General features: G+C 51.0%; 21 protein-coding genes. 9 read left to right on the forward strand and 12 right to left on the reverse strand.

What is annotated here, in order from left to right; all coding sequences use genetic code 11:
- Positions 1–11: 11 nt before the first annotated feature.
- From uxuA to ACYVAD_RS20240, 3 genes are all read left to right on the forward strand, one after another.
- A complete protein-coding gene (uxuA, locus tag ACYVAD_RS20230) occupies positions 12–1,214 on the forward strand; it encodes a mannonate dehydratase (protein ID WP_461141349.1) in 1,203 nt (400 codons plus the stop codon).
- An 85-nt stretch (positions 1,215–1,299) separates the two neighbouring features.
- Positions 1,300–2,733: a glucuronate isomerase gene (gene uxaC / locus ACYVAD_RS20235; protein ID WP_461141350.1), complete on the forward strand. Its 1,434-nt coding sequence runs from the start codon at positions 1,300–1,302 to the stop codon at positions 2,731–2,733.
- Positions 2,733–3,587 carry an alpha/beta fold hydrolase gene (locus tag ACYVAD_RS20240; RefSeq protein WP_461141351.1) on the forward strand — a complete coding sequence of 285 codons (855 nt, stop codon included), beginning with the start codon at positions 2,733–2,735 and terminating at the stop codon, positions 3,585–3,587. Before uxaC ends, ACYVAD_RS20240 begins: the two co-directional genes overlap by 1 nt.
- A gap of 78 nt (positions 3,588–3,665) precedes the next feature.
- On the opposite strand, the gene ACYVAD_RS20245 is transcribed toward ACYVAD_RS20240, so the two are convergent.
- On the reverse strand, positions 3,666–4,946 hold the full coding sequence (locus ACYVAD_RS20245) for a metal-dependent hydrolase family protein (protein WP_461141352.1): 1,281 nt from the start codon (positions 4,944–4,946) through the stop codon (positions 3,666–3,668).
- 94 nt (positions 4,947–5,040) lie between these two features.
- On the reverse strand, positions 5,041–5,496 hold the full coding sequence (locus ACYVAD_RS20250) for a DUF4920 domain-containing protein (RefSeq protein ID WP_461141353.1): 456 nt from the start codon (positions 5,494–5,496) through the stop codon (positions 5,041–5,043).
- A 75-nt stretch (positions 5,497–5,571) separates the two neighbouring features.
- Here ACYVAD_RS20250 and ACYVAD_RS20255 point away from each other — a divergent pair, with 75 nt between their 5' ends.
- Positions 5,572–7,650, forward strand: a complete 2,079-nt coding sequence (locus tag ACYVAD_RS20255) for a M13 family metallopeptidase (RefSeq protein WP_461141354.1) — start codon at positions 5,572–5,574, stop codon at positions 7,648–7,650.
- A 72-nt stretch (positions 7,651–7,722) separates the two neighbouring features.
- On the opposite strand, the gene ACYVAD_RS20260 is transcribed toward ACYVAD_RS20255, so the two are convergent.
- The 7 genes from ACYVAD_RS20260 to ACYVAD_RS20290 all read right to left on the reverse strand — a co-directional run bounded on the left by ACYVAD_RS20260 (position 7,723) and on the right by ACYVAD_RS20290 (position 14,621).
- Entirely contained in the window at positions 7,723–8,850 is a 1,128-nt protein-coding gene (locus ACYVAD_RS20260; protein ID WP_461141355.1) for a spore photoproduct lyase family protein, read from the reverse strand.
- Between the two features lie 212 nt (positions 8,851–9,062).
- Positions 9,063–9,755, reverse strand: coding sequence for a hypothetical protein (locus ACYVAD_RS20265; protein ID WP_461141356.1), 693 nt, complete (start codon positions 9,753–9,755; stop codon positions 9,063–9,065).
- Between the two features lie 164 nt (positions 9,756–9,919).
- Positions 9,920–10,996, reverse strand: a complete 1,077-nt coding sequence (locus ACYVAD_RS20270; RefSeq protein WP_461141357.1) for an aminotransferase class V-fold PLP-dependent enzyme — start codon at positions 10,994–10,996, stop codon at positions 9,920–9,922.
- A gap of 78 nt (positions 10,997–11,074) precedes the next feature.
- Entirely contained in the window at positions 11,075–12,979 is a 1,905-nt protein-coding gene (gene serA, locus ACYVAD_RS20275; RefSeq protein WP_461141358.1) for a phosphoglycerate dehydrogenase, read from the reverse strand.
- Between the two features lie 19 nt (positions 12,980–12,998).
- Positions 12,999–13,355, reverse strand: coding sequence for a HepT-like ribonuclease domain-containing protein (locus ACYVAD_RS20280; RefSeq protein ID WP_461141359.1), 357 nt, complete (start codon positions 13,353–13,355; stop codon positions 12,999–13,001).
- Positions 13,339–13,635 (reverse strand): nucleotidyltransferase family protein, encoded by a 297-nt coding sequence (locus ACYVAD_RS20285; protein WP_461141360.1) that lies wholly within the window; start codon positions 13,633–13,635, stop codon positions 13,339–13,341. Before ACYVAD_RS20285 ends, ACYVAD_RS20280 begins: the two co-directional genes overlap by 17 nt.
- Positions 13,635–14,621 (reverse strand): YheT family hydrolase, encoded by a 987-nt coding sequence (locus tag ACYVAD_RS20290; protein ID WP_461141361.1) that lies wholly within the window; start codon positions 14,619–14,621, stop codon positions 13,635–13,637. The genes ACYVAD_RS20285 and ACYVAD_RS20290 overlap by 1 nt, the downstream gene beginning before the upstream one ends.
- 216 nt (positions 14,622–14,837) lie before the next feature.
- On the opposite strand from ACYVAD_RS20290, the gene ACYVAD_RS20295 reads away from it, so the two are divergent.
- Both ACYVAD_RS20295 and ACYVAD_RS20300 read left to right on the forward strand, forming a co-directional pair.
- A complete protein-coding gene (locus ACYVAD_RS20295) occupies positions 14,838–15,362 on the forward strand; it encodes a DUF2911 domain-containing protein (protein ID WP_461141362.1) in 525 nt (174 codons plus the stop codon).
- A 222-nt stretch (positions 15,363–15,584) separates the two neighbouring features.
- The gene (locus tag ACYVAD_RS20300) at positions 15,585–16,454 is read left to right on the forward strand and encodes a hypothetical protein (protein ID WP_461141363.1); all 870 of its coding nucleotides are present in this window, start codon (positions 15,585–15,587) and stop codon (positions 16,452–16,454) included.
- Between the two features lie 69 nt (positions 16,455–16,523).
- On the opposite strand, the gene ACYVAD_RS20305 is transcribed toward ACYVAD_RS20300, so the two are convergent.
- From ACYVAD_RS20305 to yidD, 3 genes are all read right to left on the reverse strand, one after another.
- Complete coding sequence (locus ACYVAD_RS20305) at positions 16,524–16,904, reverse strand: DUF4174 domain-containing protein (protein WP_461141364.1); 381 nt, start codon at positions 16,902–16,904, stop codon at positions 16,524–16,526.
- Positions 16,905–17,032: 128 nt separating this feature from the next.
- Entirely contained in the window at positions 17,033–17,410 is a 378-nt protein-coding gene (locus tag ACYVAD_RS20310; RefSeq protein WP_461141365.1) for a co-chaperone GroES, read from the reverse strand.
- A 46-nt stretch (positions 17,411–17,456) separates the two neighbouring features.
- The gene (yidD, locus tag ACYVAD_RS20315; protein WP_461141390.1) at positions 17,457–17,666 is read right to left on the reverse strand and encodes a membrane protein insertion efficiency factor YidD; all 210 of its coding nucleotides are present in this window, start codon (positions 17,664–17,666) and stop codon (positions 17,457–17,459) included.
- A gap of 101 nt (positions 17,667–17,767) precedes the next feature.
- On the opposite strand from yidD, the gene lgt reads away from it, so the two are divergent.
- The 3 genes from lgt to ACYVAD_RS20330 all read left to right on the forward strand — a co-directional run bounded on the left by lgt (position 17,768) and on the right by ACYVAD_RS20330 (position 22,589).
- Entirely contained in the window at positions 17,768–18,613 is an 846-nt protein-coding gene (gene lgt, locus ACYVAD_RS20320) for a prolipoprotein diacylglyceryl transferase (RefSeq protein ID WP_461141366.1), read from the forward strand.
- Between the two features lie 206 nt (positions 18,614–18,819).
- On the forward strand, positions 18,820–20,952 hold the full coding sequence (locus ACYVAD_RS20325; RefSeq protein ID WP_461141391.1) for a S9 family peptidase: 2,133 nt from the start codon (positions 18,820–18,822) through the stop codon (positions 20,950–20,952).
- A gap of 2 nt (positions 20,953–20,954) precedes the next feature.
- A complete protein-coding gene (locus ACYVAD_RS20330; RefSeq protein ID WP_461141367.1) occupies positions 20,955–22,589 on the forward strand; it encodes a M1 family metallopeptidase in 1,635 nt (544 codons plus the stop codon).
- Positions 22,590–22,696 lie beyond the last annotated feature (107 nt).

The raw sequence follows: 22,696 nt of genomic DNA on the forward strand, positions 1-22,696 counted from the left end.
ATTTACTTATTATGCTTGAACAAACCTGGCGATGGTTTGGGCCAAACGACCCAGTATCGCTCAACGATGTGCGCCAGGCAGGTGCTACCGGCATTGTCTCCGCACTACATCATATTCCGAACGGTGTGGTCTGGTCGATTGATGAAATCAAGAAACGAAAAGCTACTATTGAGCAGGCTGGCTTAAGCTGGTCGGTCGTTGAAAGTATTCCGGTGCACGAGGGGATTAAAACGCGCTCTGGAGATGTCAGAACATATATCGAAAACTACAAGGAATCGATCGTTAACCTGGCAGAAGCGGGTATCGATACCGTCTGCTACAATTTCATGCCGGTGCTCGACTGGACTCGCACGGATCTGGATTATTCCATGCCCGACGGCTCAACTGGATTGCGGTTCGACGCAACCGAGTTTGCCGCCTTTGAACTTTATATTTTACAACGTCCCGGCGCCCGGCAACTATATTCTACTCAGGAGCAGCAGTGGGCGCGTCAGCTTCTGGACCGCATGAGCGAAACGGACGTAAACCGCCTAACCCGGACGATTATCGCCGGTTTGCCCGGCTCGGAAGAAAGCTATACCGTTGAACAATTCCGGGAAGCGCTGAATACGTATCAGACTGTTGGTGATAAGGAACTGCGGCAGAATTTGTATGCTTTCCTGCGGGAAATTGTCCCCGTTGCCGAGTCGGCGGGTGTTCGGCTGGCGATTCACCCGGATGACCCGCCGTATCCTATTCTGGGATTGCCGCGCGTGGTCAGTACCGAAGCGGACGCGCAGGCGTTGCTGGCAGCCGCTGACTCGCCCGCGAACGGTCTGTGCTTCTGTACGGGATCATACGGGGTTCGGTCGGATAACGATCTCGTAGGGATGGCGCAGCGGCTAGGCCCGAAAATTCATTTCATTCACCTGCGTAGCACGGAGCGAACCCCCACCGGCGAGAATGCGCTGGACGGGAGTTTCCAGGAAGCAAACCATCTGGAAGGCGACGTTGATATGGCTGGCGTAATGCAGGCTTTGCTGACGGAACAGAAACGTCGGCAGGAGGAGGGACGCCCCGACCTACGGATGCCGTTCCGCCCTGATCACGGTCACCGGATGCTGGATGATCTTACGTCCGGTAAACGGACCAATCCGGGGTATACCGCTATTGGCCGGCTACGTGGATTGGCCGAACTGCGCGGGTTGATGCTGGGTCTGAGCCGAAGTATGTAATCAGCTTTTACAGGATAACTATCCGTGACACGAAAAAATAAAGCATAAAACGGGAAGAAATTTCCTGTTTTATGCTTTACAGCCTATGAACAATCTCACTACGGCTCCCGCTTTCCTTTCGGAAGATTTTCTGCTTCAGACAGAAACTGCCCGGCGGCTCTACCATGAATACGCCCGGTCGATGCCCATTATAGACTACCATTGTCACCTGCCGCCCGATCAGATTGCGGCTAATAAGCAGTTTGATACCATAACCCAGTTGTGGTTGTACGGTGATCACTACAAATGGCGGGCCATGCGCACGAACGGGGTCGACGAGCAGTATTGCACCGGGACGGCATCAGACTGGCAAAAATTCGAAAAATGGGCTGAAACGGTACCGTACACACTACGTAATCCCCTCTATCACTGGACGCATCTGGAATTACGCAATCCCTTCGGTATAAACGAGGTACTGAACCCAGAAAGCGCCCGGTCGATTTACGACGCCTGCAACGAACAGTTGCCGCAGTTTACGACCCAGAGCTTACTGAAGCATTTCGACGTTCGGGTAGTTTGTACAACCGACGATCCAACGGACTCGCTGGAACATCATCAGGCCATTGCCAAACAGCCGTTTGGTGTACGGATTCTCCCTACGTTCCGGCCCGACAAGGCAATGGCCGTTGAAGATCCGGTAGCCTTTCGGGCGTATGTGCAGAAACTGGGTGAGGTAACCAATCAGGAAATCCGGACGCTGGATGGTTTCATGGGTGCGCTCAAATCCCGGCACGATTACTTTGCAGAAATGGGTTGCCGCTTGTCCGACCATGGTTTAGAAACGGTGTATGCCGAGCCATATCAGGAAAACGAAATCAAGGTTATTTTCAACAACCTGTTGCCCAACTGGCAGCAGGGACTCGACGTAATCAGCCCGCAGGACGAGCGCAAATTCAAATCGTTCATGCTGCAGCAATTTGCCGAGTGGGATCACGAAAAGGGCTGGACGCAACAGTTTCACCTGGGAGCGTTACGTAACAACAACCGCCGTCGGTTGCGTGAGCTGGGGGCCGATACGGGCTGGGACAGCATCGGTGATTTTCCGCAGGCGGTGGCTTTATCCCGTTTTCTTGGCGGGCTGGACGATCGAAATAAATTGACCAAAACGATTCTGTATAATTTGAATCCCGCCGATAATGAGGTGATCGCGACGATGATCGGAAACTTCAACGACGGTTCGGTTCGGGGCAAGGTTCAGTTCGGCTCGGGCTGGTGGTTCCTGGACCAGAAAGACGGCATGGAGAAGCAGATCAATGCTCTCTCAAACATGGGTCTGATCAGTACGTTCGTGGGAATGCTGACGGACTCCCGGAGTTTCGTATCCTACAGTCGACACGAGTATTTTCGGCGAATTCTCTGCAATATGTTTGGGAACGATATCGAAAACGGCGAGCTACCGAACGATGTGGATTGGGTAGGCAATATCATTCAGGATATCTGCTACCGAAACGCCAACCAGTATTTTGGCTTCGATCAGTGATGTCCATAGCACATACGTTTGTTGAAACCAATGGCGTGCGGTTGCACGTCGCTCAGGCGGGTCCGGTAACGGGCCCGCTTATTGTTTTGCTGCATGGCTTTCCGGAGTTCTGGTACGGCTGGCATCACCAGATCAATACGCTGGCTGAAGCGGGTTACTGGGTCTGGGCACCCGACCAGCGGGGGTATAACCTGAGTGATAAACCGCGTAACGTAGCGGATTATGCGCTTGACACGTTGGTTGGGGACGTAATTGGCCTGATCGATGCGGCCGGTCGGCAGAAAGCTGTTGTTGTCGGTCATGATTGGGGCGCTGCCGTTGCCTGGTGGACGGCGGTGTCGTATTCCGACCGGGTGGAGCGGCTTGTAGCGCTGAATGTACCGCATCCGGTTGTCATGCAACGCTTTGCCCGGCGCGATCTGGGTCAGTTACGGCGTAGCTGGTACATTGGCTTCTTTCAAGTACCCTGGTTACCCGAAAAACTACTGAGCTGGCAGCGGGCAAGGGTATTGGCGCGCGTATTACGTAGCAGCAGCGAACCGGGTACGTTTCTCGAGGCTGATTTGGTGGCGTATCGAGCCGCCTGGAACCAGCCTGATGCCGTGCGAAGTATGGTCAACTGGTACCGGGCAGCCCTGCGCATGCCTGCTGGTCGTCGCTCGTCCATTCGCGTGACTGTACCAACGCTGTTGATCTGGGGTGTTTATGACCAATTCCTGAAACGTGACATGGCGCAGGCCAGCATCAACCTATGCGACAATGGTCGCGTCGTATACCTTCCGACAACCCACTGGGTCCAGCACGAGCAACCAGAACGGGTAGGGGAGTTGATAATGGAAGGAGGAAAGAAGTAAAGGAGGAGAGGGAGAAAGGAACAAGGAACTGCTGGCGAACTAGTTTTCTTGTTCCTTTCTCCCTCTCCTCCTTTCTCCTTATTCCCCCTTATAGACCTTCCCATCCTTCATCACGAACCGTACAGTTTGCAGAGTTTTGATGTTCTTGATGGGATTCTCGTCGACGGCGATGATGTCGGCGAATTTGCCGGTTTCGATGGAGCCGATTTGCGCATCCATTTTTAGTAGTTTGGCATTAGTAAGCAAAGCTGCCCTGATCGCTTCGACGGGTGGCATACCTGCTTCAACCATGTATTCGAATTCCTTGGCGTTGTAGCCGTGAATGAACACGCCCGCGTCGGTGCCAAACGCAATGTTAACGCCCGCTTTGTATGCCTTGCTGAACGTCGCCTGAATTTTGGGGCCGACGGCTAGCGCTTTAGGTGTTACCAGCGCCGTATAATAGCCAAACATTTTGGCCGAGTCGGCAACGGTCTTACCGGCAATGATCGTTGGGACGTAATATGTGCCGTGTTTTTTGAACAAGGCAATGGTTTCATCGTCCATGTAGGTGCCGTGTTCGATGGTCTGCACACCCGCTCGGATGGCGCGTTTCATGCCTTCGGCTCCGTGAGCATGGGCGGCTACGGCAAAGCCGTAATCGTTGGCCGCGTCGACAATCGCTTTAGCTTCTTCCTCCGTGAACTGGGGGCCAGACCCATCTTTGGCGTTGCTTAAAACGCCACCGGTCGCCGTGATTTTAATCAGATCAGCGCCGTCTTTGTAGCGCTGCCGGACGGCTTTTCGGGCGTCGTCGGGGCCGTTGATAACACCTTCCTCGGGGCCTGGATCACCCATCAGGTCTTTTCGGTATCCGTTCGTAGGATCAGCATGCCCGCCAGTGGTGGCAATTGATTTGCCAACGGTCAGAATACGTGGTCCGTCGACCAGCCCCCGGTTGACAGCGTTACGTAGTGCAACGTTGACTCCGCTACCACCCAGATCCCGAACCGTCGTAAAACCAGCCAGCAGCGTTGTTTTCGCATTTTTTGCGGCCTGAAAGGCAACGTCGGGCGTATTTAACGTAAAACGATCGATCAAGCCCCCGCGCCGGGTTTCGGTTTCGAGGTGGACGTGCATGTCGATCAGGCCGGGCAGTACGGTCTTGTTTTTCAGGTCAACCACTCGATCCTGACCTGAGGCTGCTGTGAAGCCTTTCTGGATACCAGCGATCTTATTTCCTTCAATAACGACGGTCATCTGGGGCTGAACATCGTTGCCCGTTCCAGTGAACAGGTTACCGCAGTGGATAAGCGTACGTTGGGCAAAGAGAGGAGAAGCAAGCAGGAATAGGCCTGCCACGAAGTAAAATTTTCTCATGAAAGTGAAGTTAGGTAAGCACAAAAAGGCCGCAACAGTACGTTGCGGCCTCAAAATACACCAGAATGCAAATTAGTTAAGTAGTTTCCTTAAGTTATTTCTTGACAATGACGCCGTCTGCCATGAACGTAATGGCTTTTTCGGGCTCGGTGATTTTCTCAATTTCTTCCTTCGACTTACCACCGTCTTCGGCGTAGTGGCGCAGTTTAGCCACAGAAGTGGTGGTCGTTTCGGCAACCCCTTCGAGAACCACGGTCTTGCCTTCGATATCTTTGGGGACGAAAAACGCGTAATCTTTGAACATGACCCGCATCGTCTGTCCGTCGCCCGTGTTGACTTTCATCCAGCAGCCTTTCATTTTGCAGACTGATTCGACCGTACCTTCTACTTTGATGGGCATGGCTGTTTTGTCTCCCATTTTAGCCGCCAGTTCAGTAGCCGGGACGGCGCCTTTCTCGGTGATTTTTTTGCCGTGATAGGAAGCATCATGTTGGGCAAACGCACCGTAGGATAGACTGAACGCAATAGCGAGAGCAAATAGATTTTTCATCGGAATGAATATGGACAAGGTTGTGATTAGTACGTTAAACTTAGCTTGTTATTGCCTGAAACAAAGTTGCCGTATATGGAAAAGGTAGAACAAATGTATGCATTTCAGGACATTACGAAGCGCGTATTAAACCTGTTTTTCGTGACTGTTGTAGGAATCCTGTTCGGCATTTCTTGTCGTCATAAAACGGAAGTTCCTGTCCGAACCGAATTTTTCGATCGGGCGGGTATGGATACGACGATCGCGCCCGGCGATGATTTTTTCGCTTATGCTAACGGCAGCTGGCTCAAAACAACGAAAATTCCCGATGATCAGGTTGGCTGGGGATCGTTCAATACGCTCTACGAGGAGAATCTGCAACGAACAAAAATCATTCTTGACGAAGCAATAGAAGCCAACCCGAAACCGGGCAGCCCGGAACAGAAACTGGGTAATTTCTACGTAAGTGGCCTGGACACAAATCGCATTAGTGCATTAGGGCACATACCGATTGAGAAAGATCTGGCTGTTATCCGGGCACTGACCGATTACAAAAGTATCCTGACTTACCTGACTACGACCAAAACTGATCCTGGTGGACGACTGCTTGGGTTTCGAGTAATGGCTGACGACCGGCAGAATACGATCAATCGAATCAACTTCGTGCAGGCTGGCCTGTCGCTGCCGGAGAAAGGCTATTATACCCGGCAGGATTCGGTGACGAGAGCCGTCCGAAAGGCTTTTATTCGTTACGTTGCTACCCTCTTTCGACTGTCGGGCGTCGATGCACTATCGGCGCAAACAAAAGCCAACACCATTCTGGCGTTTGAAACAAAGCTGGCTGAGTCCCACAAACTACCTGCCGAGCTAGGAGACCCGGTGGCGAATTATCACAAGCTGTCTGTGCCTGATTTGAACCGGCAGATGCCAAATCTGACCTGGCGAGAATTGCTGGATAATATGAAATTGAACCGAGTCGATACGGTGCTCATGGCCCAACCCGACTATTATAAAGCGCTGAATGAGCTACTACCACTGGTGTCGGCCGACGATCTGAAAGATTACCTGACATTTACGCTCATCGATGACAAGGCAAACCTGTTGAGCCAGCCTTTCCAATCGGCCAGGTTCGCGTTCAGAGATAAGATGCTTTATGGGCAGAAACAGCAGGCGGTACGCTGGAAACAGGTGGCTCTGGTAACTGACCGGCATCTGGGTGATGTACTGGGTAAACGCTGGATCGCCCGTTACTTCCCGCCCGAAGCAAAAATTCGTTTGACTGCACTGGTGAATAATTTACAACGTATGTACCATGAACGAATTGAACAACTCAACTGGATGTCGCCCGACACCAAGCGGGTGGCACTGATCAAGCTGAAAAACTTCGTCAAACGAATTGGGTACCCTAACCGTTGGGACGACTACGGGGACGTAGCGATTAAGCGAGACGACTTCTTCGGCAATGTACAGCGGCTTAACATTCAGGAGACGACGAAAAAACTGGCAAAGGTTGACCGGCCCGTCGATCCGGAAGACTGGCTGATGACGCCTATTACGGTGAACGCCTACGCTAATTCGGCGAGCAACGAGATTGTGTTTCCCGCTGGGATTCTACAGTTTCCCTTCTTCGACAAGGATGCCGACGACGCCATAAACTACGGTGCGATCGGCATGGTGATCGGCCACGAAATGACGCACCTCTTCGACGATCAGGGCCGCCACTACGATCAATTTGGGAATCTCCGCGACTGGTGGACCAAGGCAGATGCGGCCCTCTTTACCAAAAAGACGAACGCGCTAGTGAAGCAGTTTGCTGGTTACGCCATAGCTGGTCAGTACATCAATGGTCAACTGACCTTAAGCGAAAATCTGGCCGATTTGGGTGGTCTTACGCTGGCTTACCAGGCGTTCAAACAGACGAAACAGGGTAAGAGCACAGCGAAGATTGACGGTTTCACGCCCGACCAGCGATTCTTCCTGGGGTTCGCGCAGGTCTGGCGGTTCAAGTTCAGCGATGAAGCTGAGCGGCTGAGTCTAGCTACGAATCCCCACGCTCCGGTCCGGTTTCGGGTAAACGGTACACTGACGAATTTCTCGCCGTTTTATCTGGCTTTCGGGGTGAAGCGGGGGGATCGGTTGTATAAGGCGGAAAGGGAGAGGGTGGTGGTTTGGTGAGGGCAATACTGTTCTTGCTTGTGAGCGGGAGACCTCACGGCCGATGCCGACCGTGAGGGTAACATGCATACACTACGTCCAATACAGAATAGGCGCATTGGGAAAGCGCTTAGCCCACTCTGCATAAAAGAACGCTTTCATTTCTTTCATCTCTTCGGGGCGATATACGTATTTGGTACCACCGAACTTGTTCCGCTTCTCTGCCCGGGTTGCCTCTTCCATATCGAGCGAAGTATTTGGGTACCATTGTAACAAAACGTCTTTTGAGCCAGGCGTAAAGCGATGACTAATAAATTCAACGTTCATATCGATCGGCCCAAAATCCAGCACCTCAGCAATCCGGTCGAGGAGTGCCGTATAATGCGCTCGCCAGTCAGGGATTGGCATAATAGGCGCAATGACCAAGCCAATGGGATAACCTCCTCCACCTGCCTCTTTAGGCAATGCCAGCTTCCGGAGCGCCAGCAACCGGGCTTCGACAGAAGCCGTACCACCTTCCAGCCGTCGGGCAACCTGATCGGTGTTCAGGCTAAAGCGGGCGCGGGTTTGACCGTTATGGGGCAAGTCCAGCAAACTGTCTACCTGATCGTACTTCGTTACAAATCGTAATTGGCCATGCCCACGCTGACTGGTGTCTCGCGTGCCATAATAGCGAATACATTCAGCCAGGCTACCTGTCAAATGTTCAATACCTAATACGTCGGTATAGCAGCTTACTTCAAATGTCGTTGGACGGTCGGCGTCGGTCCCCTGCCAGCTTTTATTGGGTGGGTACGTCCCTTCGTAGTTGGCCGTATTTGTTAGCATTTTAGGCAGATTGGCGTAAGCGCGTACAACCGGAGGCCCAGCCAGACTACCCGCCAGGTAACAATACTGACAATGGGCTGGGCATCCTTCTGCCAGATTCATTTGCCAATCGGCAGAAGGCGGAATTGGTTGCAAACGGAAAGCGCTGGGAGGGGCGTTGACAATAGCCAAGGTGTTTTTCGCGATTCGATACGTTTCGCGCTCATCAGCCCCGCGTAGCCCTGTGATCCGATTGTTCTTAGCCACCTCGATGGGTAAGTTAAGTGCTGAAATACGCTCGTATATGGCCTGACCAAAAGGCTCCTCCAGTGCATCTGGAGTGAACACAACACGCTTGGGCATCCAGAGACGAGGAGATTTGACAAGGGGTTGAGCAGTTGATTCAGTTAGCATAACGAGCGTAAAAACTAGTGGAAAAGAGTACGTATTAACAACACAGGATCCGTCTGGATAAGTCCCATAAAGTGTATTTATTTAGAGTTGTAAATGCTTGATAGTCAGTATTTTGTGAATTTTTGTTGGCTTGCCTTAACTCAATGGAATTCAACAAAAAAAGCCGGTCATTCTTAGTGAATAACCGGCCTCGAAAAAGGAGATACGTACTGTTATTTGGCAAGCTCAACACCGCGTTTTCCTACGCGTCCGAAGTAATAGTTAACACCGAACTTTATTCGATCACCCTTACCGCGTCCTAACGAAGGGTCAAATTTGTTGTAGAAATTCCCTTCGTAGCTCACCTCGGCACCCAGGCGATGCAGAATCCAGAACATAACACCGAGCTCTAAACCCACGCTGGTGTATTTAGCTTTCGTATCTGTTGAAATTGTCCGGGAAAATTCACGACCGCTGTTGATGCTCGCACCGACGAAACTGCTAACCCGCGTCCGGAAGGGATAGTACCGAGCGAAAATACCCGCCTGCTGCGCCCGGTACGAGTTACCGACTAAGCGGTCAAAGTCATACCGAAGTCCGGCGGCAAAGCCGGGTTGAAAGAAATAGCCCGCGCGCAGGTTTATATCAGTATATACTTTCCCACTGGTAGCACCTAAGCCAAGGCCTCCACCGACGAAAAGATTGTTCGGCTGAAACCAGCTTAGCTGGTTTTCCTGCATGTAGGTACGGGACTTCTCGATTTCAGAATTCAGTTTTTCTTCGACCTGGACCGCTTTTTCGCGCGCTTCCTGGCGGGTATTTTCGTTGCGGGATGACCGCCGTCCGGTTGAGTCAGCACCGTCCTGTGCGAAGCTAGTTACTGACAGACAAGTCAGTAAGCCCATTGTAGTAAGTAAATTTTTCATAGTCGCTGAGTTGATAGTTGTACGTGAAATAAACATCGAACTATTAACCACAAACGTCTGATAAGGTTTGTGAGCGAAGATGGGTCTCCTGAAAAGAATACAAAAAAAGGGGCGCCAGATCCGTTAAATTGATCTTGCAGCCCGGAAATAGACAAAAGGTAATACTATTTTTTTAGCTCTTGGATGAGGCTAGCGACCTGGTCGGTAGAAACAGCCGGGAAATTAGCAATCCGAATCTGGGACTCTTTCAGGTTGCCGTAACCACTACCTACTATCATGCCTGCCTTCTTGACGGTTGCGATAATACCCGCTGAAGGACCTTTGGTATTCGCTACTATAACCGTCTGTGAACGATGCCGCTCCTCTTTCACAAAGGGTGAATACATCTCCGAATCGTCCAGGAATTTATAAAGCATTTTGGCTTTCTCTTCCGTCTGTTTTCGGATGTTTTCAATACCAACTCGGTTAAAATCTTCGGCGATTTTACCCAGGATGTAAATATAGAGAACGTTAGGGGTGGCAGGTGTTTCGAACGTCTTATAATGCTTCCAAAGCGTCGGCAACGTATGATGGGCACCAATCGTCATCGACTCATAGCGTTGCAGTCGCTCCGCTTTTTCCAGACAGCTGTTATTGGCAATCCAGACACCTAGCCCAGCGGGCATACCAAACGCCTTCTGGACGGAGAAAAATGCAGAGTCAATCAACCCAAAATCCAGATCAGGGTAGGGGGCTGACGAAACTGTATCTACGCAGAACAGCTTTTTCGGGTATTTGCGCTTCAGCTTGTGCATGTCCGTAGTTCGCATCTGTACACCCGACGACGTTTCGTTGTGGGTCAGGCAAACAACTTCGGCATACTCGGGAATCTCAACGTCAGTGGCATCAAAACCCTCGCCGAAAGGCTTCTCGATGATGTGCGCAAACTTGTGCAGGCTGTTGGCGTAATCGTAAAATTTACGGGAGAAGGAGCCATTGACGAGGTGAAAGCTTTCGTGCTCGACGCAATTAAACAGCATCCGTTCCCATACTTCCGAAGCCGAACCTGTAAAGAAAATGCCATGACTCTGAGGAATAGTCAACAGAATACGCAACTGCTCATCCGTGAATTTGTATATATCCCGAAAACGCTGACTACGGTGAGAAATCGAGCCCAGCTGCTCATCCATAGCCGTCTGGAGGTGCTGATAAAACGTCGGATACAACTCCGCCGGTCCGGGCGTGAAGTAGAGGTTTTTCATTTTTTAAAGAGCGAAAGAGTGAAAGGGCGAAAGAGTGGGGTAGCAATTCGCTCTCTCACTCTTTAGCCCTTTCACTCTTTAATATAATAGTCTAAACTTGATCGTGTTATCGAGTTCTTTCAGTTCTTTAACCACCTCATCAGCGTATTCTTTCGCCACGTCGGTGATCACGTAACCAATTTTCTCGTTGGTTTTGAGATACTGGCCGTGGATGTTGATGTGGTAGTTGGCGAAGATCTGATTCATTTTAGCCAAAATACCCGGTACGTTCGCGTGAATGTGTAGTAGCCGGTGCGAGTCTTTTAGCAGTGGCAGTTGTAGTTCCGGGAAGTTAACACTTCCGTACGTACTGCCGTTATTGGTGTATTCGAGTAGCTTGCTCGGTACGAAGTTGCCAATATTGGCTTGTGCTTCTTCCGTGCTGCCACCAATGTGCGGGGTCAGAATGACGTTCGGTAAATTTCGTAGGGCATTAACAAACTCTTCGTTGTTCGTTTTAGGCTCCTGCGGGAATACGTCCACGCCCGCGCCGATTACCTTACCCCGTTCAATAGCATCGACCAAAGCCGCAATGTCGACAATATGACCACGTGACAAGTTCAGGAAAATAACCCCGTTTTTCATCAGGCCAAACTCCCGGTAACTGATCAGGTTTTTGTTCTCCGGCCGACCATCGGTGTGCAGACTAATGAAGTCAGCTACCGTCAATAGTTCGTCGAGTGTCTTGCATTTGCGGGCGTTGCCCAGCGCGAGTTTGTCGACAATGTCATAGAAGTACACCTCCATCCCCAGGGCTTCGGCGACAACCGACAGCTGCGTACCGATATTACCGTAGCCAACTAGCCCCAGTTTTTTACCCCGTACCTCGTAGCTATTTTTTGCCGATTTGTCCCAGTCGCCCCGGTGCATAGCGTTGCTTTTGGGAACAATGCCCCGAACAAGCATGATAATCTCACCGATAGCCAGTTCAACTACCGAACGGGTGTTGCTGTAGGGGGCGTTGAAAACGGCAATACCTTTCTCCGTACAAGCATTTAGATCGATCTGATTGGTACCGATACAGAAAGCACCAACCGACATCAGTTTGTTGGCGTGTTCCAGCACCCGGGCCGTTACGTTCGTTTTCGACCGGATGCCTAGAATCGATACATCGCGAATGGCTTCGATCAGTTCGTCTTCGTCCAGGGCTCCTTTACGAATCTCGACGTTAAAGCCTTCCTGTTCGAACAACTGCACCGCTACGGGGTGAACGTTTTCCAGCAATAGGACTTTGATCCGGCTTTTGGGATACGACTGGCTGCGGCTAAGGTTATTGTGGTAAAGAAACTCGTCAAGCGAGGGAGCAATGAAATCGGCTTTCTCGACAACATTCGGCCGTAATACATTCTCGGTAAAAGCGTAGAACCGGCTGGCTAAGCCCGAGGCCCTGATTTCGTAGTCGGTGTATCCATCGCCGAGTACGTACACCTCCCCGTCCAGATTCAGGTTACGAATAACCTGCGATTTACCGCCGTTTGCCGATAACGGATTCTCCCGGTTAAATCCGACTACGTATCCGTTTTCGTCAAAGACGAAATCATTGGCAAACACGTTCTCCGCCCGGATGCCCAACGACGTAACGATCGGGACGATGAAGTCCTTGAAGCCGTTGGAGATAATATAAATATGATCCGCGTTTTCGGTCAGAAACTGCTTGTTCCGCTGAAATGAATCCGAAATCTGACCCATCAGGGTCTCGATTAATGCAGGCAACTGATCGCGATGGGCTTTGAGGATACCCAGACGTAATTCGAGTGATTCGGTAAACGACAGTTCGCCCGACATGCCCCGGTCGGTAATGGTCTTAATTTGGATCAGCGCGTTGTTCCGGTCTGGACTGCCCGCGAGGGATATTTCCCCCAGCACATCAAGGGCTTCAACTTTGGTAAACGTACTGTCGAAATCGATGACGAAATACGTCTGTTCAGGTGTTTTGGTGAGCATAACGAATAAAAAAATGATACTATTCCGGCGGATTCAAATGAAGAATCATGTTTTCTAGTCGGAAGCGAAGTGTAGGTATATCCTTTTGTATCGTAACCCAGATTATGTCGTAGTCAATACCAAAATATTCGTGAGCCAATACGTTGCGAATACCATATAGAACATTCCATTCTATATCTGTAAACAACGATTTAGTTTCACTAGAGATATGGTTTGATGCTTCGCCTATAATCTCAATAAGTCGTGTTAAAGCAAGACGGAGTTTTAGATCCTGTTGATACTCATCGTACGTTGTCCCCGCCGTAAAGTCCTGAATTTGCCTGACCGCGTCGAGCATATGCTGTACACGAATCTGTTCGCTAATTCGACTTTTCATAAATCAGTATCTTCTCCTGATCGACGAATGCCTTTATGCGCGTTGACAGGCCATTTGCTGAAACAAGATCGACAGGTACTTCTATTAAGCGCTGTAATTCGTACTGCATTCGGGCAAAATCAAAAAGAGACACGTTCGAATCAAGCTCTACCAAGATATCCACATCGCTCTGATCCGTTGATTCCCCCCTTGCACGGGAGCCAAAAAGGAATGCCCGGCTAACAGGTTGCGAACCGAAAAACTGCTGTATTGTAGCTGTTTGACTTAGCATAGTACTCATCAATTTTCGGTTTGTAAAAAAGCCCGCGCTCGTTGCTCTGACCAGAACGTACCAGTAAGGCCGTTGGTCAACGTTGGGAAACCACAGTGCCCACCCTGTTCAGGAAACTCCATCCAGACGTTAGCCAGTTCCCGCGCTAGTGATTCCGGAAAGCATTCCGGCGATAGAAACGGATCGTTCTTGGCGTTAACAACTAAAGTCGGGATAGCAATCGTTCGTAAAAACTGTAGTGAACTGCTTTTCGTGTAATAGTCCGTTACGTCGCGAAAACCGAACTGGGGAGCCGTAAATAAATTGTCAAACTCCCGGATGGTGCGTGCCTGCTTAACGGCCAGGTTTGGAAAGGCGTCGGGCATACGCTCGGCTTTCTGCAGTACTTTCCGTTTCAACGCCCGATTAAAACGATAATTGTAAATCAGGCTGTCCCACTGTTCCAGTCGCCGGGCCGAACCAAGTAGGTCAAGCGGTACCGAAAAAACGGCCGCTCTCTTTATAGCCGGATTGATACTAGTACTCTGCTCTCCCAGGTACTTAAGCGTTACGTTGCCACCCGCGCTGAAGCCCATCAGGTAGAGCGCCTGATAACCTCTGGCAAGAACGTTCTGAACTACCAGGTGCAGGTCGCCCGTTTCGCCGATATGGTAAAAACGCTGCTGGCGATTCAGCTCGCCACTACAGGACCGGTAATGCCAGGCCAGACAGGTAAACCCGTGCTGGGTCAGATGCCGGACCATGCCAGCCAGATACTGACTATTGGAATTACCTTCCAGACCGTGCGACAAAATGACAAGGCGGGAGTTGGCTGTTGGCTGTTGGTTAGCGGGGTATGCCCAGTCCAGATCCAGAAAATCATCATCCGGTGTACTGATTCGCTCGCGCACATAGCTGACCACGACCTTGCGAAACAGCGAAGGAATGATGGTTTGTAAGTGACCGTTCCACAAACGGGTCGGAGGATGATAACTAGAAGGAGCAATCAGCGGCATTATCAGACGCGGGTGATTGAAGGCGCAAAGGTACGATTTCCAAGGGCTTTTGTACGAGACAGATGACAAAAACACTAAAAATCATCGCACTAGGATTAGTAACGTGCTAGCCGGCCTGGTAAGTAGGTATGTATTGGTTGTTTGATCTTTTCTTTGAAAACTATCGTTTATTTGGCAGCGTATATACCTATTATACGAATCAAACCAAATCTCATCATGAAAAACTTACTTGTTCTTTTGGCGCTATTTGTCAGCGTCGTTTCTGTGGCGCAAACGCGAAAACAGCCCATGAGCCCCAGAATAACGGCCGAAAGTCCGGACAAAAATATAAAGGTAGTTTACGGGCAACCTTCCAGAAAAGGCCGGGTGGTTTTCGGACCAGAAGGTTCGCCCAGTCTGGAAAAATTCGGTCGCGTATGGCGCACGGGGGCAAACGAAGCAACCGAAATCACCTTTCAAAACGATGTTATGTTCGGCGGGAAGATGGTAAAAGCAGGTACCTATACCATGTTCACTATTCCAGGCGAGAAGGAGTGGAGCGTCATTCTGAATAGCACATTAGGCGAGTGGGGGGCGTTTAATTACGATAAAATAAAAGGGGCCGATGTCGCTTCGGTGAAAGTACCCGTATCGATGAGTAAAACTCCTATCGAGAAATTAACCATTACGCCTGCGAACAATAGCCTGGCGATTGCCTGGGACAATATGACCGTATCAGTACCCGTCATGAAACACGGCTGATCCTTTCCAATATTGGTTCAAAAATCCGGCTTCTGATAAGCCGGATTTTTTTGTTGTTAGGAAGCTCACAACCGAACAGAAAATTGAAAAGAATGCGCTTGTGGCTATGAACGAAGCCGGTAACTCGATTTCTGTGTAGTAAAAGATGAAATTTATAGGGTTAAATGACTAACAAACAATAATTTGTGTAGTTATTGCAGAGAGATTTATTCCGCGTACCGCATGATGAAAAATTACGTTCTATTCGTTTTGTTCTTAATCGTTACCTTGTCTGCAAGTGGGCAGGAAATGATGGATTACTACCGCTTGCCGGAACGTAACAATTCATCGGGTCGGTTGCTGGCCCGGTATGGTGGTCCTACTATCCGGGATCGTTGGTATTTCGCTATTGACGGATTCATTCGCACAGACCGGGCCCGGCTGGAAAATTCCCTAAATGGATTGGTAGAAAGCGGACTAGTTACGAAAGCGGGCTGGGGAGCCATGATTGGCTGGTCATTCCGCGAGCGATGGGCTGTCGAAGGAGGATACGCCCGGATGCCCATTCACACGCAAATAACTATTGGCAATGCCTACCGGCCTACTTCGTTCCGGTACACCAACGTGGGTAATGCGTTCATGGTACGGGGAAAACGATTGATTGCTTCGACCAGTGGGCGATGGTTACGATCCGGCTTTTGGCTGAGCGCCGGGATGCATCTAGTTCCTACGAATGGGCAGCAGGAAGCCCGTCTGGCGTTGGTACGGTACGGCTACTGGGGAAAGATGGAAGTGCCTGATACACTTCGTAGCCTGACAAATGAAGCTCCGCAAATAACCGCACTGGCAGAAATGGGTGCTGAATATAACGTCAGATTGAGTAATGCGGTTGACCTTGGTTTTTCGGTTCGCCGACTCTGGGGATTAGGCAATGCGATGACTACAGACGTGCGTTACGTATCCAGCAAAGGAACAGTTCAGCAAACTTCTCTGCACGGCGCTGGTACGGGCATGAGTTACGGAGTGTCGCTACGTTATACATATGCGCTCCGTCGTACCCGGACAAACAGTGTTCTCGAAGTGAAGGGAAACGCAGCTAGCCGGCTTCGTTAAGTTGTAGTTCTGCTTATCCTTTTTGATAGACAATAAAAAAACGGGAGTCATTTGGCTCCCGTTTTTTAGTCAATGTTTTGTCTCCTGCTTTCGCATGGGCATTGTGTCGATCAGCCCGAAAATGTCTTTCGGATCAGCGGGTTTCTTATACGTTTCTTTTACCCCACCGTCTTTACCGATTAGCCAGCCAACGAAGTCGCTGGAGGGAACGAGTTTGAACTGGCTCATCAGGAACTGCCGATCGGGTTCGGAGACCTCCGAGGCTACGAGGACGATTACGTCCAGATCGCGCTCGTCCATTTCTTTTCGGTATTCATTCAGCGCTTCCTGTTGTTCGATCAGGAAATGCTGGGCATCGTCGCGACCGTATAGGAGTAACACGCGCCGGTTGTCTTTTTTCTCGTCGAGTAAGGCTTTCAACGATTTTTGTTGATTCGCTACGCTTTCCATAACTAGAGTAAGTCCGATAAGGAGGACTGTCAGAGATAGTAACCAACGGTGTTGCATAGTGTTTCGAGCAAAGACCGTCTGGCCGGTCGGTAATGACTACACAGGTAACCGGTGGGCAACGAAATAAGTTATAGCAGATCTTCCGACCGTTCGAGCATCAGGATGGATGCCTGCGGCACAATGACGTACTGCTCGCCCTCATATTGCAGATCAATAGCATTCCGCTGCAGATACAGCGCTACGTCGCCCTCCTGTGCCTGAAGAGGCATGTATTTTACCTTTTCTTCGGTTTCTTTCCAGGGTTCATCATCAACCGGAGCCGGGATCGGATAGCCCGGTCCAACTTTGACAACGTAACCCGACTGCACCTGTTCTTTTTCCTGAACGGTGGGCGGCAGGTAAAGACCACTGGCTGTCCGGTCGGTTGGATCTTTAGGTTTGATCAGAACACGATCACCAACGACGATTAATCGTTTCAATTTGTTATCAGCTGTAATGCCAAGCATGGGAGAATGGGTAGAATGTCTGAAATTGGTTAAAAAGTGGGCAAAGTTACGGGACGGGATCATATCCGTGGCCACCCCAGGGATGACAACGACTGATACGTTTCAAACCGAGCCAGCCGCCTTTCAACGCCCCATGTTTCTGAATGGCCTCAATGGCGTATTGCGAACAGGTAGGTGTGTAGCGGCACGCGTTGGGCAGGTACGGCGACAGCACCCCCTGATACACTTTGACGAGTCCGATCAGGATTGTTTTCATCATGGAACCACAACACCAAAACGACGGAAAACTTTCCCGCAATCTGTATCTTTGCCCGCGATCGACTTTTACGCTTATATTGGGCGTCGATCTTACTTCTTATGCTGCAATACGTTATTTGGGACGTTGATCCCGAAATTTTTCACATTGGCGCGTTTTCCGTTCGCTGGTATGGGCTGCTGTTCGCGCTGGGTTTCCTGATCGGTATGCAGATCATGACGCATATTTTCAAACAGGAAAACAAACCCGTCGCTGACACCGACTCACTGCTGATCTACATGGTGGTGTCGACTATCCTGGGCGCACGGATCGGCCATTTTCTGTTCTACGAACCACAGGTTTTGTTGCACAACCCACTCGAAGTGGTACTGCCGCCGTTTGCGGGACTGGCCAGCCACGGTGCGCTCATTGGGATATTATTGGGCTTGTGGCTCTATTCCCGCCGGGAGTCGAGCCGGGCTACGGGACAGACGTTTCTGTGGGTGACTGATCGTATGGCCATTACCGTAGCGCTGGGTGGGGCCTTTATCCGCTTTGGTAACCTGATGAACTCTGAGATTGTCGGTCGCCCAACGGACGTATCCTGGGCGTTTGTTTTTCTGCGGAATGCCGAATACGCCAAGATTCCCCGTCATCCGGCGCAACTGTACGAATCGCTGTCGTGTCTAGTTCTGTTCTTTATTATGATCTGGTTTTGGAACCGGAAGAAAGCGGCAACGCCCCCCGGTAGTCTGCTCGGTATTTTCCTGATCTGGATCTTTACATTACGTTTCCTGTATGAATACTTAAAAGAAAACCAGGAAGCGTTTGAAAACACGATGGCACTGAACATGGGCCAGATTCTGAGCATTCCGGCGGTGTTACTAGGTATTTTCTTTCTGGTCCGGAGTTCGCGGTTACCCGTGCCGACTGCTACAAATACGGAACATAAACCGGTAAAAAGTTAGGGATAAAGGCCTGGCTTGGCCGGGGACGGTTAAGATACTACCAGTTTCGGTAATCGCTCAAGAGACAGATTCACGGAATAAGCGCGTAAATTTGGTGATTCATCAAATCCTTACACGCTTACTTCGTGAATCTGTCTTTTTTGACTAACCGCCGACTACGGCTGATTGCCCTGCTCGGTCTTTCATCGTTTACTGCCCAGGCTCAGATTCCCGGCCGTCAGACGCACTGGACCGATAACGGTAATGCCTATGCCGCCGTTGAGCAGGGGAACCTGGTAAAAACGAACATCCGGACGGGCCAGAAAACAACCTTGTTAAGTAGCGATAAATTACGTCGCTTCGGCACGAATGGCATGCCTATCGTCGACTTTTCCTTTACGCCTGACAGCAGCCAACTCCTGATCTTTACAAACCCCGCCCGGGTCTGGCGTTACAATACCCGGGGTGATTATTACCTGATTGATCGGGCCACCGGGCAGAACCGGCAGCTGGGAACAGGAGCCGGCGCGAGTCGGCCGATGCAGTCGCTGATGTACGCCAAGCTCTCGCCGGATGGACGTAGCGTCGCCTATGTGAGCGAGCACAACCTTTACGTAGAAGACGTAGCCACGGGCAAGACGACGCAGTTGACGACGGACGGAACCCGCAAACGGATCAACGGTACGTTCGACTGGGCGTACGAAGAGGAGTTCGGTTGCCGGGATGGTTTTCGGTGGAGTCCCGACAGCAAACAGATTGCCTACTGGCAAATCGACGCGACCAAAATCCCGGACTACTTGATGCTCAACACGACGGATTCAATCTATTCGTACGTGATTCCGGTCGAGTATCCTAAAGTAGGGGTTGATCCGTCACCCGCGCGAATTGGCGTGGTGAACGTAACGGGCGGGAAAACTAACTGGCTGAACATTCCCGGCGATCCGCAACAGCACTACCTGACCCGGATGGAATGGTTTCCAACCGGCAACTCAGTGATCGTGCAGCAGCTCAACCGCAAACAGAACGAAAGCAAACTGTTTGTCTGCAATCCGGCTACGCAGGCTGCTAATCCAATTTATTCCGAAACCGATAAAGCGTGGATTGACATAAAAAGTCGCTGGAACCACGACGATCCGAGCGGTTGGGAATGGCTGGAAGGCGGTAAATCATTTGTCTGGGTATCGGAGAAAGACGGCTGGCGGCACATTTACCGGATGGGCGTGGACGGTAAGAAAGAACTTCTGTTAACGCCCGGTTCGTACGATATTGAGACCATCAGCCACATCGACGAGCCCGCCAACCTGATTTACTTCATCGCATCGCCCGAAAACACCAATCAACGGTACCTGTACCGGACAAAGCTGGACGGGAAAGGTAAGGCGGAGCGCGTAACGCCCAAAGGACTCTCAGGTACGCACGGCTATACCTTCTCGCCAAACGGAAAACTGGCCACGCATACGTTTACCAACTACGAAACGCCGACTGCTCGCGAATGGATCAGCCTGCCCGAGCACAAAGCTGTCAACGAAGCCGAGAGCCTGGCAAAGCGTATGAAAGCGACGCCCCGCCCGAATGTTAGCTTCTTCAAGGTAACGACTGATGATGGCGTGACGCTGGACGGCTGGATGGCTAAGCCCGTCGATATGGACAGCACCAAAAAATACCCGGTTGTTTTTCACGTGTATGGCGAGCCCGCAAGCAGTACGGTTGACGATCAGTACGGGCTGGGACGTAACGGACTGTTCGAAGGCGATATGGCTAAAGCGGGATACATCTACGTAGCGCTAGATAATCGGGGTACGCCTAATCTGAAAGGAGCCGCCTGGCGCAAGTCGATTTATCGGCAGATTGGTCGACTCAACATCCGCGATCAGGCCCTGGGAGCGAAGAAGTTATTCTCGCAACACGCTTACATGGACACCAGTCGCGTAGCCGTCTGGGGATGGAGCGGGGGAGGATCGACCACCTTGCATCTGCTGTTCCAGTATCCGGAGATTTACAAAACCGGCGTTTCGATTGCGGCCGTGGGTAACCAGCTGTTTTACGATAACATCTACCAGGAGCGGTACATGGGTCTGCCACAGGAAAACCGCGAAGACTTCGTCGCTGGATCACCAATTACCTACGCTAAGAACTTACGCGGAAATCTGCTGTATATTCACGGTACGGGCGATGATAACGTGCACTACGATAACGCCGAAGTGCTGATCAATGAGCTGATTAAGCACAATAAGCAATTCCAACTGATGTCGTACCCAAACCGATCACATTCGATTAGCGAAGGACCCGGTACGTCGCAGCACCTGCGCAAGCTGTACACCAACTATATGCTGAAAAACTGCCCTCCTGGCCCTCGCTAACCATGATCCGACTGCTGATAATTTTCGCCTGTCTGCTGCCGCTGGCAGGCTGGGCGCAACGGTATGAGTTTACCCATGCCGATACGTTGCGGGGCTCCATAACGCCCGAGCGGGCCTGGTGGGATTTGTCGTTTTATCACCTGACGGTTCGGGTGCAACCGACAGACAGTACGCTGAGCGGCTCGACCGAAATCCGTTACCGGGTGTTGAAACCAGGTAAGACCATGCAGGTCGACTTGCAGCGTCCGCTGAAGGTGGTCAGCATAAAACAGGATGGCCAGCCGTTACAGGTACGTCAGGACGGCGATGCCTATTTTGTTACGTTGACTAAACCACAGCAGGTTGGAAAAACGGAAGCCATTACGGTGGAATACGCGGGTAAACCTCACATCGCCAAACGTCCACCCTGGGATGGCGGCATGGTCTGGTCGCGGGATAAGTCTGGCAACTGGTTCATCGCTACGGCTTGCCAGGGGCTGGGGGCTAGCGCGTGGTGGCCCTGCAAGGACCATATGTACGACGAGCCGGATTCCATGGCGATCAGTGTCACCGTGCCGGAAGACCTGATGGACGTATCAAACGGCAAACTTCGCCGGGTAACGACCAACGCTGATCATACCCGTACGTTCGACTGGTACGTGCAAAACCCCATCAATAACTACGGGGTGAACATGAACATTGGCAAATACGAACATTGGTCGGAGACCTACCAGGGTGAAAAAGGGCCGCTTGCTATTGACTATTATGCGCTGAAGGACGACGTTGAACAGGCCCGCGAACAGTACAAGCAAGTGCCTAAGATGATGAAGGCGTTTGAATACTGGTTTGGGCCGTATCCATTCTACGAAGATGGCTACAAACTGGTGCAGACGCCTTATCTGGGTATGGAACACCAGAGTTCGGTAACCTACGGCAATCGCTTCCGGAACGGGTACCTGGGCCGAGACTTGTCGCAAACGGGATGGGGGTTGCTCTGGGATTTCATCATCGTCCACGAGTCGGGTCATGAGTGGTTCGCCAACAACATTACGTACAAGGACATTGCTGACATGTGGATTCACGAGAGTTTCACAAACTATTCGGAATGTCTGTTTACCGAGTACTACTACGGCAAAGAAGCCGGCTCGCAGTACGTAGTCGGCTGTCGGGCGCTGGTTCGGAACGATAAACCAATCATCGGTACGTATAATGTCAACCAGTCGGGCTCGAGCGATATGTACTACAAAGGAGGCAATATGCTGCACATGATCCGGCAGATGGTGGGCGATGACGACAAGTGGCGGCAGGTGCTGCGTGGTCTGAACAAGACCTTTTACCACCAGACCGTAACGACCCAGCAGATCGAACAGTACATGATCGAGCAGACGGGAAAAAACCTGAAACCAATCTTCGACCAGTACTTACGTAACACCCAGATTCCGGTCTTAGAATACCGGCCCGTAGCAGGCGGCATCCAATACCGCTGGACCAATTGCATCGCTGACTTTACGATGCCCGTACGAGTTTGTCTGGGTGAATCAGGACCCTATCAGCAGCTTCAGCCCACAAAGCAGTGGAAAACCCTGACGACTAAACAGGCGACTAAGCTAACGCCCGACGCAAATTATTACGTACTGTGTCAGGTTGCTGAAAAGTAGACGATGCCCCGCCAGATCTGGTACTCGGGTAGGGCTATTCAATAAGATCGTACGTAGTAACCCCGCTAATCAGGGGAGCTACGTACGATTTTTTTGTTTATGGCCGT

It is taken from the genome of Spirosoma pomorum (genome assembly GCF_054776615.1).

What these genes read in the sequence shown, in the direction of transcription:
- uxuA (WP_461141349.1), top strand. Translation starts at nt 12, where the DNA reads ATGCTTGAACAAACCTGGCGATGGTTTGGGCCAAACGACCCAGTATCG.
- uxaC (WP_461141350.1), top strand. Translation starts at nt 1,300, where the DNA reads ATGAACAATCTCACTACGGCTCCCGCTTTCCTTTCGGAAGATTTTCTG.
- ACYVAD_RS20240 (WP_461141351.1), top strand. Translation starts at nt 2,733, where the DNA reads ATGTCCATAGCACATACGTTTGTTGAAACCAATGGCGTGCGGTTGCAC.
- ACYVAD_RS20245 (WP_461141352.1), bottom strand. Translation starts at nt 4,946, where the DNA reads ATGAGAAAATTTTACTTCGTGGCAGGCCTATTCCTGCTTGCTTCTCCT.
- ACYVAD_RS20250 (WP_461141353.1), bottom strand. Translation starts at nt 5,496, where the DNA reads ATGAAAAATCTATTTGCTCTCGCTATTGCGTTCAGTCTATCCTACGGT.
- ACYVAD_RS20255 (WP_461141354.1), top strand. Translation starts at nt 5,572, where the DNA reads ATGGAAAAGGTAGAACAAATGTATGCATTTCAGGACATTACGAAGCGC.
- ACYVAD_RS20260 (WP_461141355.1), bottom strand. Translation starts at nt 8,850, where the DNA reads ATGCTAACTGAATCAACTGCTCAACCCCTTGTCAAATCTCCTCGTCTC.
- ACYVAD_RS20265 (WP_461141356.1), bottom strand. Translation starts at nt 9,755, where the DNA reads ATGAAAAATTTACTTACTACAATGGGCTTACTGACTTGTCTGTCAGTA.
- ACYVAD_RS20270 (WP_461141357.1), bottom strand. Translation starts at nt 10,996, where the DNA reads ATGAAAAACCTCTACTTCACGCCCGGACCGGCGGAGTTGTATCCGACG.
- serA (WP_461141358.1), bottom strand. Translation starts at nt 12,979, where the DNA reads ATGCTCACCAAAACACCTGAACAGACGTATTTCGTCATCGATTTCGAC.
- ACYVAD_RS20280 (WP_461141359.1), bottom strand. Translation starts at nt 13,355, where the DNA reads ATGAAAAGTCGAATTAGCGAACAGATTCGTGTACAGCATATGCTCGAC.
- ACYVAD_RS20285 (WP_461141360.1), bottom strand. Translation starts at nt 13,635, where the DNA reads ATGAGTACTATGCTAAGTCAAACAGCTACAATACAGCAGTTTTTCGGT.
- ACYVAD_RS20290 (WP_461141361.1), bottom strand. Translation starts at nt 14,621, where the DNA reads ATGCCGCTGATTGCTCCTTCTAGTTATCATCCTCCGACCCGTTTGTGG.
- ACYVAD_RS20295 (WP_461141362.1), top strand. Translation starts at nt 14,838, where the DNA reads ATGAAAAACTTACTTGTTCTTTTGGCGCTATTTGTCAGCGTCGTTTCT.
- ACYVAD_RS20300 (WP_461141363.1), top strand. Translation starts at nt 15,585, where the DNA reads ATGATGAAAAATTACGTTCTATTCGTTTTGTTCTTAATCGTTACCTTG.
- ACYVAD_RS20305 (WP_461141364.1), bottom strand. Translation starts at nt 16,904, where the DNA reads ATGGAAAGCGTAGCGAATCAACAAAAATCGTTGAAAGCCTTACTCGAC.
- ACYVAD_RS20310 (WP_461141365.1), bottom strand. Translation starts at nt 17,410, where the DNA reads ATGCTTGGCATTACAGCTGATAACAAATTGAAACGATTAATCGTCGTT.
- yidD (WP_461141390.1), bottom strand. Translation starts at nt 17,666, where the DNA reads ATGAAAACAATCCTGATCGGACTCGTCAAAGTGTATCAGGGGGTGCTG.
- lgt (WP_461141366.1), top strand. Translation starts at nt 17,768, where the DNA reads ATGCTGCAATACGTTATTTGGGACGTTGATCCCGAAATTTTTCACATT.
- ACYVAD_RS20330 (WP_461141367.1), top strand. Translation starts at nt 20,955, where the DNA reads ATGATCCGACTGCTGATAATTTTCGCCTGTCTGCTGCCGCTGGCAGGC.